The organism is Flavobacterium jumunjinense, from assembly GCF_021650975.2.
Classification (GTDB): Bacteria; Bacteroidota; Bacteroidia; order Flavobacteriales; family Flavobacteriaceae; genus Flavobacterium; species Flavobacterium jumunjinense.
Genome location: NZ_CP091285.1, coordinates 4,657,534 through 4,671,850, shown reverse-complemented (window position 1 = coordinate 4,671,850; position 14,317 = coordinate 4,657,534). Strand labels below are relative to the sequence as shown.

15 protein-coding genes are annotated in these 14,317 nt (G+C 30.2%); 8 read left to right on the top strand and 7 right to left on the bottom strand.

From position 1 onward, the window contains the following. Nucleotides 1-197: 197 nt before the first annotated feature. Nucleotides 198-599: an acyl-CoA thioesterase gene (locus L2Z92_RS21310; RefSeq protein ID WP_236456805.1), complete on the top strand. Its 402-nt coding sequence runs from the start codon at nucleotides 198-200 to the stop codon at nucleotides 597-599. A 31-nt stretch (nucleotides 600-630) separates the two neighbouring features. Here the strand turns inward: L2Z92_RS21310 and L2Z92_RS21305 are convergent, their stop codons facing one another. From L2Z92_RS21305 to ribD, 4 genes are read right to left on the bottom strand one after another with little or no spacing between them, the layout of a single operon-like run. After that, nucleotides 631-1,251, bottom strand: coding sequence for an IMPACT family protein (locus L2Z92_RS21305; RefSeq protein WP_236456804.1), 621 nt, complete (start codon nucleotides 1,249-1,251; stop codon nucleotides 631-633). Nucleotide 1,252: 1 nt separating this feature from the next. Continuing rightward, nucleotides 1,253-2,110, bottom strand: coding sequence for an EamA family transporter (locus L2Z92_RS21300; RefSeq protein WP_236456803.1), 858 nt, complete (start codon nucleotides 2,108-2,110; stop codon nucleotides 1,253-1,255). Further along, the gene (locus tag L2Z92_RS21295; protein ID WP_236456802.1) at nucleotides 2,103-2,714 is read right to left on the bottom strand and encodes an HAD family hydrolase; all 612 of its coding nucleotides are present in this window, start codon (nucleotides 2,712-2,714) and stop codon (nucleotides 2,103-2,105) included. The genes L2Z92_RS21300 and L2Z92_RS21295 overlap by 8 nt, the downstream gene beginning before the upstream one ends. Then, nucleotides 2,707-3,768, bottom strand: coding sequence for a bifunctional diaminohydroxyphosphoribosylaminopyrimidine deaminase/5-amino-6-(5-phosphoribosylamino)uracil reductase RibD (gene ribD, locus L2Z92_RS21290; RefSeq protein WP_236456801.1), 1,062 nt, complete (start codon nucleotides 3,766-3,768; stop codon nucleotides 2,707-2,709). Before ribD ends, L2Z92_RS21295 begins: the two co-directional genes overlap by 8 nt. Nucleotides 3,769-3,849: 81 nt before the next feature. On the opposite strand from ribD, the gene L2Z92_RS21285 reads away from it, so the two are divergent. Beyond that, entirely contained in the window at nucleotides 3,850-4,326 is a 477-nt protein-coding gene (locus L2Z92_RS21285) for a GNAT family N-acetyltransferase (RefSeq protein ID WP_236456800.1), read from the top strand. 15 nt (nucleotides 4,327-4,341) lie between these two features. Further along, nucleotides 4,342-5,214 (top strand): peptide chain release factor N(5)-glutamine methyltransferase, encoded by an 873-nt coding sequence (gene prmC / locus L2Z92_RS21280; protein ID WP_236456799.1) that lies wholly within the window; start codon nucleotides 4,342-4,344, stop codon nucleotides 5,212-5,214. A 4-nt stretch (nucleotides 5,215-5,218) separates the two neighbouring features. Here the strand turns inward: prmC and L2Z92_RS21275 are convergent, their stop codons facing one another. From L2Z92_RS21275 to L2Z92_RS21265, 3 genes are read right to left on the bottom strand one after another with little or no spacing between them, the layout of a single operon-like run. Next, nucleotides 5,219-5,797 carry an NAD(P)H-dependent oxidoreductase gene (locus tag L2Z92_RS21275; RefSeq protein WP_236456798.1) on the bottom strand — a complete coding sequence of 193 codons (579 nt, stop codon included), beginning with the start codon at nucleotides 5,795-5,797 and terminating at the stop codon, nucleotides 5,219-5,221. Nucleotides 5,798-5,857: 60 nt separating this feature from the next. After that, the gene (locus L2Z92_RS21270) at nucleotides 5,858-6,451 is read right to left on the bottom strand and encodes a Crp/Fnr family transcriptional regulator (protein ID WP_236456797.1); all 594 of its coding nucleotides are present in this window, start codon (nucleotides 6,449-6,451) and stop codon (nucleotides 5,858-5,860) included. Beyond that, nucleotides 6,444-7,685, bottom strand: a complete 1,242-nt coding sequence (locus tag L2Z92_RS21265) for an ABC transporter permease (RefSeq protein WP_236456796.1) — start codon at nucleotides 7,683-7,685, stop codon at nucleotides 6,444-6,446. Before L2Z92_RS21265 ends, L2Z92_RS21270 begins: the two co-directional genes overlap by 8 nt. Before the next feature lie 353 nt (nucleotides 7,686-8,038). Between L2Z92_RS21265 and hisS the strand changes: the two genes are divergently transcribed. The 5 genes from hisS (at nucleotide 8,039) to L2Z92_RS21240 (ending at nucleotide 14,263) form a co-directional block, all read left to right on the top strand. Further along, the gene (gene hisS / locus L2Z92_RS21260) at nucleotides 8,039-9,472 is read left to right on the top strand and encodes a histidine--tRNA ligase (RefSeq protein ID WP_236456795.1); all 1,434 of its coding nucleotides are present in this window, start codon (nucleotides 8,039-8,041) and stop codon (nucleotides 9,470-9,472) included. Nucleotides 9,473-9,564: 92 nt separating this feature from the next. Next, nucleotides 9,565-10,512 (top strand): thioredoxin-disulfide reductase, encoded by a 948-nt coding sequence (trxB, locus tag L2Z92_RS21255; protein ID WP_236456794.1) that lies wholly within the window; start codon nucleotides 9,565-9,567, stop codon nucleotides 10,510-10,512. 446 nt (nucleotides 10,513-10,958) lie between these two features. Continuing rightward, nucleotides 10,959-11,210, top strand: coding sequence for a hypothetical protein (locus L2Z92_RS21250; protein ID WP_236456793.1), 252 nt, complete (start codon nucleotides 10,959-10,961; stop codon nucleotides 11,208-11,210). A 46-nt stretch (nucleotides 11,211-11,256) separates the two neighbouring features. Next, nucleotides 11,257-12,666, top strand: coding sequence for a TlpA family protein disulfide reductase (locus L2Z92_RS21245; protein ID WP_236456792.1), 1,410 nt, complete (start codon nucleotides 11,257-11,259; stop codon nucleotides 12,664-12,666). Between the two features lie 82 nt (nucleotides 12,667-12,748). Next, complete coding sequence (locus tag L2Z92_RS21240; RefSeq protein ID WP_236456791.1) at nucleotides 12,749-14,263, top strand: vitamin K epoxide reductase family protein; 1,515 nt, start codon at nucleotides 12,749-12,751, stop codon at nucleotides 14,261-14,263. Nucleotides 14,264-14,317: the final 54 nt, after the last annotated feature.

Sequence of the window (14,317 nt, the reverse complement as noted above, 5' to 3'; positions counted from 1 at the left end):
ATATTTGCTTTTTTTATTGTTCTTTTTACAGAATTTATAGTAGTTGACTTACAAAGAATATATGAGTTAATAGCTTTGTAATTGAGAGCACAAATATGTGAACAATTTTCGGTAAAAAAAAACAGAAACCCTATTGATTTTTAGGAAAAAAAATTGTAGGCTACGTAAAAGCGAATTAATTAAATATAAAAATTAGGATGAAAGAACATCAATTTGAAGTAAGAGTAAGGTATGCGGAAACAGACCAAATGGGAGTGGTTTATCATGGTAATTATGCTCAATATTTTGAAATGGGTAGAGTAGAATGGCTAAGAAACATGGGGCTTTCTTATAAATGGATGGAAGAAAATGGGGTAATGCTTCCTGTGGTTTCTTTGAGTATGGATTATAAGAAACCAGCTCGCTATGATGATGTGTTGACTGTTAAAACTATTCTTAAAAGTCAAACGAGTGTTAAGATAGAATTTGACTACGAAATCTATAACGATAAATTAGAGTTATTAACAACTGGCTATTCAATGTTAGTGTTTGTAAACATGAAAACGGGAAAACCAATGTTGCCTCCAGATTATATTATTGAGAAATTAGGTAATTTGTAGCATTGTGTATTTAAGAGAATGCCGAATGTAATTATTCGGCATTTTTTTTTATCGTAATTTCAAATAATGATTCGAAAATTTCTTCAACTTTTTCTGCATTTTGTTTCCGAGTAGCAATTTCAATTTCGCAACTCATTTCCATTTTTTGAGAAATAATGTCTAAATTTTGTTCTTTAATAACGTGCATAACTTTATTCATGTTTTTATATTCGAAAAACAGATTGTAATGAATGTTTATTGTTTTTTCTATAATGTCCGCATTTTCCAAAGCCATTTGCGCAGCGGTTTTGTAGGCTGAAATCAATCCGCCAACTCCAAGTTTAACACCACCGAAGTAGCGTACAACAACAATGAGTACATTAGTTACGTTAAAGGATTGTATTTGACCGTAAATTGGAGCTCCTGCGCTGTTGTTTGGTTCTCCATCATCATTTGCTCTGTAGTAGATGCTTTCGGTTCCTGTTTGGAACGCATAACACCAATGTCTAGCAGTATGATGTTGTTTCTTTAATTCGGTAATGATTTCTTTTACTTCTTCCTCGTTTGAAATTGGATAAGCATATCCAAAAAACTTACTATTTTTTTCTTTGTAAAGTATTTCTTCTGAAGGAGAGGCTAATGTTTTGTATATATCGCTAAAAGATTCGTCCATTTTAATAAGTAACTAGGAATAATGCTAAAATAGCTAATAGAATTCCTAAATAATTGTTTTTGTTTAATTTTTCTTTGAATAAAAGTAATCCAAATATAGTGGTTAATAAAATTACACCAATATTTAATAGTGTAAATAATGTTGCGCTTTCAAAATCGGGAGATTGGAGCGCGTTTAGTAGAAAGTAAATAGAAAAGAAATTGGGAACGCCTAAAATAACACCTCCAAGGATGTTTTTTGGAGCAACAACTATTCTTTTTTTAATGCTTTGAATGATAATTAGAAGAAAACCAATAATGAAAGCGAATAAAAAGGTTATCGATGAAAAAAGAGCATTGTCTTCTGGGTTTACCCAATTTTTTTGAATAAAATTTATACTTGTGTCAGTTATTCCTGTTCCAATGAATAGTAATATAGGTAAAGTGAAGTTTGAAGTGTTAATAGTTCCTTTTTCTTTTTTTGTTGTAAAGAATACAGCAATTAAAGCGAAAATGGTACCTGTAATTTTTATAATGTCTATCGATTCTTTAAAAAAGAATATCCCAAAAAGTATTGGGATTATTAAAGACATTTTACTGGCTACTGAAGCTACTGAAACACCATTTTTTTGTGAGGTTTTTCCAATGATAAAGAAAATGATAATAAAAAGAAATCCTAAAAATAAACTACCATAAATCCATTCTTTTGCTAAGATTTCATTGTAGTTAAAATTAGTATTGCTATTGAAAATTCCTATGGAAAAAGCAACTAAGTAATTAACTACTATTGCTTGAAATGTATTGATGTTGAACTTTGAAAAAGATTTTAAGACAATAAATAAACTACAAGAAAAAACAATAGCAAGAAGTAAGTTAGTCATGAATTGATTTTATGAATTCGAGGAGTTGCGTGACGTTTTCTTTTTCTGGATCTAAATGCCAAGTGTGAAGTCCACATTTTTTAGCGCCTTCAATATTTTCTAATCGATCATCTATAAAAAGAGTTTTTTTAGGTGTTAAATTATGACTGTTTAAAACATATTTATATGTGTTTTCGTCTGGTTTTCTTTTTCCAATTTCAAATGAGAAATACACTTTTTCAAAACAACTATAAAAATCTCTTGCAAATGATTCTCCAAATTTGTGTTCAAATTTATCAATATGTGTAGCATCTGTATTACTTAATAAGAAAATACGATATTTACCTTCTATCATTTGAAGAAATTCTAGTCTCTTTAACGGAAAATCTAATAAAAGAGCGTTCCAAGCAGCTCTAATTTCTATTAAATCGGCATTGTTAGTATGTTTTTGAATGCCTTGAATAAACTGTAGTTCATCTATTTTTCCAACTTCATATTCGTTATTTAAAGTATCTAATTCAGTAGTCCACTCTTTAACGCCTAGCTTTTTTAGAGCTTCTTGGGTAAGATTATAATCTATATCTATAAAAATATTACCAAAATCAAATATAATAGTGTCAATCATAATTTTCAAAAAATTTAATTTCATCATTCATTATGCTTATGCTTTTTTTAGCAGTTCTTTTTAAAACGGGAGCTTTGATCCCCGATTTTAATAAGCTGTTACCAATAAAAACACGAGCCTCATCCCATAAATTAGAGTCTATAAAAGTTTGAAGTGTTTTAGAGCCACCTTCAATAATTATAGATTGAACTTCTTTTTTATGTAGATTTTTTGTTAAATTTAATAAAAAATTATCATTAAAATTTATTTTTTCGTAAATTATATTGCTTGAATTTGTTAAATTGTTGGTTTCTGTGTAAATAACGGTTTTTCTTTGATTGTCTTTAATATGAAAAGAATCGCTAACAGTATTGTTTCTGTCTAAAATTACTCTTGTAGGGTGATTACCTTTAAAATCTCTTGCATCTAATTTAGGATTGTCTTCTAGAACAGTCGTTGTTCCAACAAGAATTGCTTGCTCTTCAGTTCTCCATTTATGAACAAGTTGTCGCGAATAGGAATTTGTAATCCACACAGGGCTTAGTTTCTCCTGCTCAGTTTCTCGTTGCGTTTTGTTAGGAGCAATAAAACCATCTTTACTTTCTGCCCATTTTAAAATAATATAGGGTCTTTGTTTTTTATGGAAAGTAAAAAAACGCTTGTTCAACGCGTTACATTCTTCTTCAAAAACTCCAATGTTAATTTTCTTTCCAGCCTCAAGCAAACGTTTAATGCCATTTCCTGCCACTTTAGCAAAAGGGTCAATTGTACCAATTATTACATTTGGAATGTTATGCGCAATAATTAAATCGCAACAAGGAGGTGTTTTTCCATAATGACTGCAAGGTTCTAAGCTTACATATATTGTCGCTTTTTCGAGTAAAGTTTTATCTTTTACCGAATTCACTGCGTTCACTTCTGCATGAGCTTCTCCAGCTTTTTTATGCCAACCTTCACCAATAATTTTTCCGTCATAAACAATTACACTACCAACTAAAGGATTAGGATAGGTGGTTCCTAAACCATTTTTAGCAAGTTCAATGCAACGTTTCATGTAAAATTCATGATTTTCCATACTACAAAAGTACTATTTTTAAGATAAAATTACCGTTACTATATTGTCAATTTGTTTACTTTTGCTTTTAAAATTAGTTTCATGATTATAAGAGCAATAGAACCAAAGGATAATTTGCAAATTGCAAAAGTTATACGTGGTATTTTTCACGAATTAGACGCTCCAAAAGTAGGAACTGCCTATGCGGATCCAATCTTAGATACGCTTTTTGAAGTGTATCAGGAAGAACGATCGGTTTATTATATTGTCGAGAAAGATGGAGAAGTTGTTGGAGGTTGTGGAATTGCACCATTAGAAAATGAAGCAGCGCATGTTTGCGAATTGCAGAAAATGTACTTTTCACCAGCGATTAGAGGAACTGGTTTTGCAAAACAAATTATTGAAAAATGTTTGGATTTTGCAAAGGAAAATGATTTTACACTTTGTTATCTAGAAACATTAGCGTTTATGAAAGCCGCTCAGAAATTATATGTCAATTTAGGGTTTGAATCTATTGATGCTCCGTTAGGGAATACAGGACATAATAGTTGTGAAGTTTGGATGACAAAGAAAATATAAATTTAAAAAAGTAAAATGCTTTTAAAAGAAATAAAATATAGTTTTCATAATCAATTAGATGAGTTGTTTGGAAGTGATGAAGTAGCATCTTTCTTTTTCATTGTTTTAGAACATCTGCATCAAATGAAGCGAGTAGATTTAGCATTGCAACCTGATTTTTCAATAGATGAAACTCAACTTACACAATGGAGTGAAATACTTAGAGAACTGAAAAAAGAAAAGCCAATTCAATATATAATAGGAACAACCGAATTTTATGGTTTGCCTTTTTTAGTCAATGAAAACACTTTAATTCCTCGTCCTGAAACCGAAGAATTAGTTGAATGGATTGTTGAAAGTTCGAAGTTGAAAAATGTTACTTCAGACAGAGATGAGATTCAGATTTTAGACATTGGAACAGGAACAGGTTGTATTCCAATTTCTCTTAAGAAAAATATTCCTATTGCTTCTGTTTATGCTATCGATGTGTCTGAAAAAGCTTTAGAAACTGCAAAAAAAAATGCTGAATTAAACAAAGTTGCCATTCGTTTTATTGAAACTAACATTTTAAAATTAGAAAGTCTAGAAGAAATTGCTGCTAAATTTGATGTTATTGTTTCAAATCCTCCTTATGTTAGGAATTTAGAAAAAGAAGAAATTAAGAAAAACGTATTGGAGTATGAACCCCATTTGGCTTTATTCGTAGAAGATGATGATGCTTTGCTTTTTTATAGAAAAATTGCAATTTTAGCGAAAAAAGGACTCAAAGAAAACGGAGTTTTGTATTTTGAAATCAATCAATATCTTGGAAAAGAAACAGTAGACTTATTAGTTGCGCTTGGTTTCCAAAATATTGAATTGAAAAAAGACCTCTATGGTAACGATAGAATGATTTGTTGTACTTTGTAATGTTTTATTTTAATTGTTTTCCTAGAATAGTTATTTCTTCTAACCATTTTTTTCTTTGTGATATAGTGGCGTTTTTAACTACTGAAAGATAAGTCACTTTTACAGGGTTTATACCACAAAATTGGAGTGTGCCTTTTTTGAATTGGTTAATTGCAGGACTTTTCATAAACAAAGAATCATACCATTTTGGAGTGTCAGAAGTAATTATGATTCTTGCTGTTTTTCCTTTTAGTAGTTTTTCTGGTAAAGCTTTTCCTTCCTTAAAATCGAAAGTAATTCCTGGTAGAAAAGTTCGGTCAATAAATCCTTTCATTATAGCAGGATAACCATACCACCACATCGGGAAAACCCAAACTAAATGATCTGCTTTTTTAATTTTGTCTATTGCGTCTAATAAATCAGGCTCTAGTTCGGTTCTTTTTTGGTAACCAAACTCTAAATTAGGATTGAATTGTAACTCTCGAATGTTGATTTCTTCAATAGATGCATTTGTGGTTTTTGCACCTTGTTTATAAGCTTCAGCTAAAGCAAAATTGAAACTTTCGGAGTTCGGATTTCCGTTTATAATTACTATGTTTTTCATGGTTTGAATTTTTAACAAAGTAAAAACGAATACCAATCATAATAAAGGACATTTGTCTAATTAGGTAATCTCTTTTCGAAGCCTACTCAAGTGTCTTTGTGTAACACCAAGATAGGAAGCAAGATAGTGCAATGGAATATGTTGCAGAAATTGAGGTTTGTTTTCAATAAGATCTTTATATCTAGTTTCAGCTTTTTCTTTTTGCAACATAAAAACTCTTCTTTCAAGTTTTATGTATTCTTGTTCGGCTAAAAATTTCAAAAAGCGCAACCAATTTGTGCTGCTTTGTTCAATTTTAGCAACAGCTTCTCTAGAAATGACTAACATTTCGATATCGGTAATTGCCTGAATACTTTCTTGTGTTCTATCTTGTGTAATGAAAGAAGAATAAGCTGTTATAAAATGCTCTTGAAAAACAAAGCAATAGGTAATTTCTTCTTCTTCACTAGAATAATAATACGATCTAAAAATACCAGATAGAACAAAACCAATTTCATTGCAAATGGTATTTTCTTTTGAAAAAAAATCCCCTTTTTTTAAGGTTTTATATTTGCACAAGCTTAAGAAATGGTTTATTTCTTCTAAAGTTAGAATAGCATATTGACCTAAATTTTGTCTTACTTTTAAAGTAATTTCATCTTCAAATTTACTCATAGCGAAGCGCTTCCACAGGATCAAGTTTCGATGCTTTTATTGCAGGATATAAACCAGAAATAACGGTTACAATTAGAGTAGTAATGAAAGCGGCAAACATTGCTAACCAAGGAACAACAAAAGAAAAACCAGCAAATAATGAAATTACTGTACCTAATATTATTCCGAAAATAATTCCTAAAAAGCCTCCCATTTGACTAATAATAAAAGTTTCGGTGAAGAATTGCCAAGCAATAGTATTTCTCTTAGCTCCTAATGATTTTCTAATACCAATTTCTCTAGTTCTTTCACTAACAGAAACTAGCATGATATTCATTAAGGCAATAGTAGAACCAAAAACGGTTATGGCACCAATAATTATTGCAACTAAGTTAATCATTGCTATATTTGAGCCTAAGGTTTGAATTAAATCATCACTACGCTCAATACCAAAATTATTTTTTTGTATTGGGTTCAATCTACGAACCAGTCGCATTGTTAAAGTTGCATCATCAACAGCTTCATTTAGCAAAGCTTCATTGTGTACTTTAATATCTAAATCATAATTTATATTTGGAGCAGAAAAAATAGAACGCGCAATTTGATTCGGAATCAAAACACGTAAATCTTGACTGTTTCCGAAAGTAGATCCTTTTTCTTTTAAAACACCAATTACTTTAAATTTAGCACCACGAATAGAAATTACTTTCTCTAAAGGATTTTTATCTTTAAAAAGCCCTTTTTCAAAATCGGAACCTAAAATACAAACATAATTATTGTTTTGAACGTCAAAAGTATTGAAATTACGACCTTTAACAACTTCTAAACCCTTGTTTGGACAAAAGTTTTCATCAATTCCTAAGATATTAATTTCTGGATCGGTTTTGTCTCCCTGATGCTTCACTTCAACACCAGCAGCTGCTGTAAATGAAAGAGAAGTCGATGTGAATGGAAAATCAAATTTATCCTGAAATGCCTTGGCCTGTGGGTAACTTATAATAGGATTTACTTTCTGATCTACATCATTCTGATTAATTTCAGCCGAAAAATCATAACGACTAATCGAAAAAGTATTCGCTCCCATAGAAGCAAAATTTCCAAATAAATTATTTTCTAAAGCCTTAGTTAATGTAAGAATCCCTACTAAAAAGGTAATCCCTATCATAATAATTAAAACTGTTAGTGCTGTACGCAATGCTTGTCCCTTTATAGAGTCAAGTGCAATTCTTGTGTTTTCTTTAAATAATCCTACCATAACATCTATTAGACTTTAAAGAAGAAGATTTGTTACATTTTTTTTTAGTAATTAGTAAAAAGTTTTTAGTAATTAGTTGTATAATTTTTCTTAATCGTTAATAAATTCGATATTTGCAAAAATATAAAATGACATAATTTGTAGCATATAATTCATTGCTTACTTTTTATCCATTTTCCTGCTGTTCGCTATATCTGTCATTACGAAGAACTAAATAGGTTATTAAAGAGCTTGTTTCTTTCTTCGTAATGTCAGGATGTCGCTTCCATCAGGGCTAAAATTTAGCTTTTGGATTGTTTGGAAATAGCATTTAAAAGTGATTATTGTTTTATAAATAAATTCTAAATTGAAACATGGCTCAAAAACCAAGCACACCAAAAGGAACACGTGATTTTTCACCTGTTGAAGTAGCAAAACGTAATTATATATTTAGTACTATAAAAACCAATTTCGAAAAATTTGGTTTTCAACCTATAGAAACACCTTCTTTTGAAAATTCGGAAACCTTAATGGGAAAATACGGAGAAGAAGGCGATCGACTTATTTTTAAGATTTTGAATTCGGGGAATTTTTTCTATAACAAGAATAAAATTCAATTACCAGAATCAGTAACTGATTTGCAAATAAATTCGGCTGAAAAAATTTCTGTACAACAGCGTATTGAATTAAATAAATTTACATCAAGAATTTCTGAAAAAGCTTTACGTTATGATTTAACAGTCCCTTTTGCTAGGTATGTAGTGCAACACCAAAATGAAATTGAGTTCCCATTCAAGAGATATCAAATTCAACCTGTTTGGAGAGCTGATAATCCTCAATTTGGACGTTTCAGAGAGTTTTACCAATGCGATGCCGATGTTGTTGGGTCGAATTCACTTTGGCAAGAAGTTGAATTGGTACAATTGTATGATGCTGTTTTTAGTCAATTAAAACTAAACGGAGTCACTATTAAAATAAACAACCGTAAAATTTTATCTGGAATAGCAGAAGTTATTGGAGCGTCTGATAAGTTAATCGATTTTACAGTAGCATTAGATAAATTAGATAAAATTGGAGAAGACGGTGTGAAAAAAGAAATGCTTGAAAAAGGAATTTCTGAAACTGCCATTGAAAAAGTGCAACCGTTATTTAATTTTACCGGAACTATTTCTGAAAAGATTACAAAATTAGGTGATTTATTAGCATCTTCTGAAGAAGGAATGAATGGGGTAGAAGAACTATTGTTTATTTGCGATAATGTAAACGAAATTGGTTTGCAAACTGCTACTTTAGATTTAGATGTTACTTTAGCGCGGGGTTTAAACTATTATACGGGAGCTATTTTTGAAGTATCAGCACCAAAGGGTGTCGATATGGGTTCTATTGGTGGTGGTGGACGTTATGATGATTTAACTGGTATCTTCGGTTTGAAAAACATGAGTGGTGTTGGTATTTCTTTTGGATTAGACAGAATTGCTTTGGTAATTGAACAATTAGATTTATTTCCAGAAACTGTAAATGCAACTTCAAAGGCATTGTTTTTAAACTTCGGATTAGAAGAAGCAAAATATGCCATGAAAGCCATTGCAAAATTAAGGCAAGCAGGTGTAAAAGTAGAAATGTATCCTGATAATGCTAAAATTGGAAAACAATTTCAACATGCAGATAAAAGAGGAATTCCATTTGCTATTTTAGTTGGAGAAGATGAAATGAAAAATGAGCAGTTTGGAATTAAAAATTTAGAATCGGGAGAACAAGAGAAAGTAAGTTTCGACGTGTTACTAAATAAATTAAGCGAGAATAAATAAATCTTATTGTCAAATAGTTTTTTTGTAACCTGTATTACTTTTCGTTTGGTTCAAAATCAGTACTTTTGATACTTCTTAAAAATAAAAATACTATGTCAGATAAAATAGAAACAGTAAAATGTTTAATTATAGGTTCAGGTCCAGCGGGCTATACTGCTGCGATTTATGCTGCAAGAGCGAATATGTTTCCTGTATTATATCAAGGAATGCAACCAGGTGGACAATTGACAACTACCAATGAGGTAGAGAATTTTCCAGGTTATCCAGATGGTGTAACTGGTCCAGAAATGATGGTTCAATTGCAAGAACAAGCGAAACGTTTCGGTTCAGACATTCGTGACGGTTGGGCTACAAAAGTTGATTTCTCTGGCGATATTCATAAAGTTTGGATCAATGATTCTATCGAAATTCATGCAGAAACAGTAATTATTTCTACAGGAGCTACTGCTAAATATTTAGGATTGTCTTCAGAGCAAAAATACCTAGAACTAGGTGGTGGTGTTTCTGCTTGTGCAATTTGCGACGGATTTTTCTATAGAAATCAAGAAGTTGTTGTTGTTGGAGCAGGAGATAGTGCTTGTGAAGAAGCACATTACCTTTCAAATATTTGTAAAAAAGTAACCATGTTGGTAAGAAGCGATAAATTTAGAGCTTCACAAATAATGGAAGATAGAGTAAGAAAAACGGCTAACATCGAAATTTTAATGCATACTGAAACTGAAGAAGTCTTAGGAGACGGACAAGTAGTTACAGGTGTAAAAGTTAAAAATAGAACCACTGGAGAAGTAACTGAAATTACTGCAACAGGATTTTTCGTTGCAATTGGTCATAAACCAAATACCGATATTTTTGCTGATTATTTAGATTTAGACGAAACGGGTTATATTAAAAATATTCCAGGTACTTCTAAAACCAATATAGCTGGAGTTTTTGTTGGAGGAGACGCGGCAGACCATGTGTACAGACAAGCTATTACAGCGGCTGGAACTGGTTGTATGGCTGCTTTAGATGCTGAACGCTATTTAGCGGCAAAAGACTAAGAATTATAATACGGAAACAGCAAAGATACGGGGATATAACGTAAGTAGAAACTACTTAATCTCTTGATGAAAATTAGATAAGTCTATCATCTTTTATCTATTTTCTTTCCTCGTGTTAATAGTAGAACCATTCTAAGGAGATTATTTCTTTTTAGAATGGTTTTTTTTGTGGAATAAAATATTAGTTTTTACGTTGTTATATAAATAATAGTCTGTCTGTTAATGTATATAAGGGTAAGTTTTTTGTGTAATAATCCTTAAACTTTAACAAAAAGTGTATTTTTTCTGTACCTATTTTAAGATTGACTTTGTTTAAATTTGTTTTAATATAATATAAATAAAAACTTACAGATTTAATTGAGTTTAAAAATATCTCTTGCAAGGATAGTCAGAAATCTAGCTGACTTTAAATGCCTAGATGGTTTTAACATTATAAAATAAATAAAATGAGAAAATCAATTTTAAATTTAACTGGGATTACATTGCTTTCAAAAGAACAAATGAAAACCGTTGAAGGTGCAGGAACTTGTGCGTATTATATTCCTAAATGTACAGCACCAGGGGATCATGGCCCATGGTGTAATGATGGAGGATCAAGTGTAGAGAGAGCTGTTAGTAAAGAAGTTGCAATGGCAACAGCTGCTGCTCATGGTGGAAATTGGTGTTGTTCAAGTTGCGGTTCTGCTTCTTGGTATTAATAGTAAAAAGGTTGCTCAATTACGGGCAACCTTAATAAAACAAATTATGAGATTTTTACTTTTTTTAATAATCCTCTCAAACTTTTCTTGTTCTCAAGAAAAGAAGAAAGATACGACTCAAAGTATTCCAGAGAAAAACACTATTACTCTTGTTTTTAAAGAAAGAACATACGATAAAGATTCTATTAGAGGAGCAGATGGTTCTGTTAGGTATAGTTTAGCAAAAATGTTTTATAGAGAAAATAATGAGTTTGTCAGTAATGAGTTAAATATTGATAATCTAAATAAGACAGATACAGTAACGATTATTACTGAAAATAAAATATACTTGCAACATCCATTTCATGTTCATTTTTCTACTACCTATATTTTAAAACCAGGTGATACAGCTGTTTTTAGCTACCCAGGTGATACTCCGTATATTACCTATTTGAATAAGAATGCAGATAGTTTAGGAGCAAATGAATATGTTAAAAGAAATGTGCAATACCCATTAATTGATGATAGACTCACTTTTTTTAAAAAAAACAAAAGAATAAGAAACAAGCAAGAAACAGAAAAAGCTCAAAAAGAGTATGAAGCTAGGAATGCATCAATTTTAAATCATTTTAATGCTTTAAAAAATAAAAATAGTATCGAAGATGAAATCTATCAAATTAATGTTTTTAAAGAATATAGAAACATTGAAAAACAGGATAGTATTTTTAATGCAACTATTAATTTAGCTGTAGAAAAATATTCTAATTATCTATTGTATAGTTTCTATAACAAATACCCAGTAGCTACTGTAAAGAAAAGTAATGGGGCGTTTGTAGACTTTCGAATTAATTTCGATAATGTTCTTAAGATAGATAGCATACAACCAAAGAACAAAGATTTTTTACTCTATACTTTTTTAGAAGAAATAATAAGTAATTTTTCAAAACCAGATGCAGAGAAATATTTTCAGCTATTCGCATCGAATGTATCCGATAAGACTTTAATAAAGACTATTGAAGAGAAATATTATGGGATATCAAATAAAAAAGTAAGTAAAGAATCGACAGCAGTTACTTTATTAAATGAAAACAAAAAAGAAGTGCTGTTACAAGATATTATTTCAAAGTATAAAGGAAAAGTAGTCTATGTCGATTTTTGGGCAAGTTGGTGCGCACCTTGCAGAGCAGCTATGCCAGCATCAAGAAAGCTTCATGAGAAATATAAAAATATTGAATTTGTATATATAAGTATCGATAAGAATTTGGAAGCGTGGCAAAAAGCTGCTGGAAAAGAACAACTGAACGGAGCTACTAATTTTCTTGCGACCAATTATCCTGAGGCACAATTATATAAAGATATACTCTTAAAAACAATACCAAGATATTTTATTTATGATAAAAATGGAAAATTAGTAAATGATAACGCTCCTGGACCAGAAAGTGAAGAAATTACGAAAGAACTTGAGAAATATATGTAGTATATTTATATAAAGTTAGAAAAAACATTCTTTTTATAACGATGTTTTTTTTACATTTGGGAATATAAACAAATAATAAAACATGCTTAAACTAGTAATTAAATACCTCCAAAATTCAAATTATTCTTCAAAAGTTATAGCTTTTGAGCAATTTTATCAATCGCATCCAAACTACCCTAGTTTGTTAGCTATTACAGATGGGTTGAGTTTTCTAAATATAGAAAATATTGCGGCAAATGTTCCTTTTGAACATTTTGATGAATTGACCAACTCATTTATTACCGAACTAAAGTTCGATGAATCAGCTTTGTATTTGCTGACTAGAGTGGAAAGTGAGTTTTCCATTGAAGATGAGGAAGGAAAGGTGAAAATAATTTCTAGAGAAGAAGTTGAAAAACATTGGACAGGAATTGTGCTTTTAGTAGAAGAAAATGAGAACGATGAAATAGTGAACTCATTTAAAAATACAAAATCATTTCTTCCAGGTTTTTTGGTTATTTTAATTCTATTGTCGATTTCAATTCAATTAAAAGATCATCTTCATACAATATTATTAATCATTGCTGGAATTGGAGTTTTCGTTACAAAAGAAATCTTAGAAACCTATTTTGCTAAAGATAAAAAAGAATCTAAATTTTGTACAATTAGTGAAGAGTTTTCTTGTGATTCTATCATTAAGTCTAAATCGTATACTTTTTCAAAATATGTTGAATTTGTAGACTTACCGGTATTGTTTTTTAGTTTCTCATTCATTGCCTTACTTTTTGGCTTACAATTAGGAGCTATAATTGGTTTGGTAAGTTTATTATCATTTCCAGTGCTCATTTATTCCATCTATTTGCAAAAGTTTAGTTTAAAAAAATGGTGTTTATTATGTTTAGTGATTTCGGGATTATTAATCGCAAATGGAATTTTATTTTTAATGTATTTTAATGTATTATCTTTTACAATACAAAATACAATAAATGCATTGCTTTTAATTTCAATTATTGGTTTTTCATGGTTTTTATTAAAGAAATGGATTCAAAAAGGAAACGAAAATGAAGTGGAACTAAATGCATTACTTCGATTTAAACGTAATGAAGAGGTCTTTTACAAAACAAGTGAAAGTATTACTAATGTTGACCAATTTAATGCTTTAGAGAAAATAACAATTGGAGAAACAAGTGCTAAAAATTTAATTTCATTGTTTTTAAGTCCAAGTTGTCCTCATTGCCACACAGCTTATAAAGCGGCAAAAGAGCTATGGTTGAAATATCCTACGCAATTAAAATTAGCTATTTCTTATAATTTGAATGTGAGTAATGAAGATAACCCTTATTTAGATATCGCTAGAAGTGTTTTAAAACTAAATAATCAAGGAAAAGATGTAATTCAAGCACTTGATGATTGGCATATTGAAAAAATGGAAATGGAAGTTTGGAAAGAAAAGTGGCATAAAACAAGCGATTTTAACCAAGAAAACAACCAATTAATGCAGCAATTTCAATGGTGTGTTGATAATGAATTCAATTATGCACCAGTCAAAATATTTAATAACCATTTAATGGGACAACAATATAATATCGACGAATTATTCTATTTTTTTAAGGATTAAAGTGTTGTTAAATGTTTTTCTTTAAGAAAAACAAGTAGTAATTTTATTCAATTA

What these genes read in the sequence shown, in the direction of transcription:
- L2Z92_RS21285 (WP_236456800.1), top strand. Translation starts at nt 3,850, where the DNA reads ATGATTATAAGAGCAATAGAACCAAAGGATAATTTGCAAATTGCAAAA.
- L2Z92_RS21295 (WP_236456802.1), bottom strand. Translation starts at nt 2,714, where the DNA reads ATGATTGACACTATTATATTTGATTTTGGTAATATTTTTATAGATATA.
- L2Z92_RS21305 (WP_236456804.1), bottom strand. Translation starts at nt 1,251, where the DNA reads ATGGACGAATCTTTTAGCGATATATACAAAACATTAGCCTCTCCTTCA.
- prmC (WP_236456799.1), top strand. Translation starts at nt 4,342, where the DNA reads ATGCTTTTAAAAGAAATAAAATATAGTTTTCATAATCAATTAGATGAG.
- L2Z92_RS21240 (WP_236456791.1), top strand. Translation starts at nt 12,749, where the DNA reads ATGCTTAAACTAGTAATTAAATACCTCCAAAATTCAAATTATTCTTCA.
- L2Z92_RS21250 (WP_236456793.1), top strand. Translation starts at nt 10,959, where the DNA reads ATGAGAAAATCAATTTTAAATTTAACTGGGATTACATTGCTTTCAAAA.
- L2Z92_RS21245 (WP_236456792.1), top strand. Translation starts at nt 11,257, where the DNA reads ATGAGATTTTTACTTTTTTTAATAATCCTCTCAAACTTTTCTTGTTCT.
- trxB (WP_236456794.1), top strand. Translation starts at nt 9,565, where the DNA reads ATGTCAGATAAAATAGAAACAGTAAAATGTTTAATTATAGGTTCAGGT.
- L2Z92_RS21310 (WP_236456805.1), top strand. Translation starts at nt 198, where the DNA reads ATGAAAGAACATCAATTTGAAGTAAGAGTAAGGTATGCGGAAACAGAC.
- L2Z92_RS21300 (WP_236456803.1), bottom strand. Translation starts at nt 2,110, where the DNA reads ATGACTAACTTACTTCTTGCTATTGTTTTTTCTTGTAGTTTATTTATT.
- ribD (WP_236456801.1), bottom strand. Translation starts at nt 3,768, where the DNA reads ATGGAAAATCATGAATTTTACATGAAACGTTGCATTGAACTTGCTAAA.
- L2Z92_RS21275 (WP_236456798.1), bottom strand. Translation starts at nt 5,797, where the DNA reads ATGAAAAACATAGTAATTATAAACGGAAATCCGAACTCCGAAAGTTTC.
- L2Z92_RS21265 (WP_236456796.1), bottom strand. Translation starts at nt 7,685, where the DNA reads ATGGTAGGATTATTTAAAGAAAACACAAGAATTGCACTTGACTCTATA.
- hisS (WP_236456795.1), top strand. Translation starts at nt 8,039, where the DNA reads ATGGCTCAAAAACCAAGCACACCAAAAGGAACACGTGATTTTTCACCT.
- L2Z92_RS21270 (WP_236456797.1), bottom strand. Translation starts at nt 6,451, where the DNA reads ATGAGTAAATTTGAAGATGAAATTACTTTAAAAGTAAGACAAAATTTA.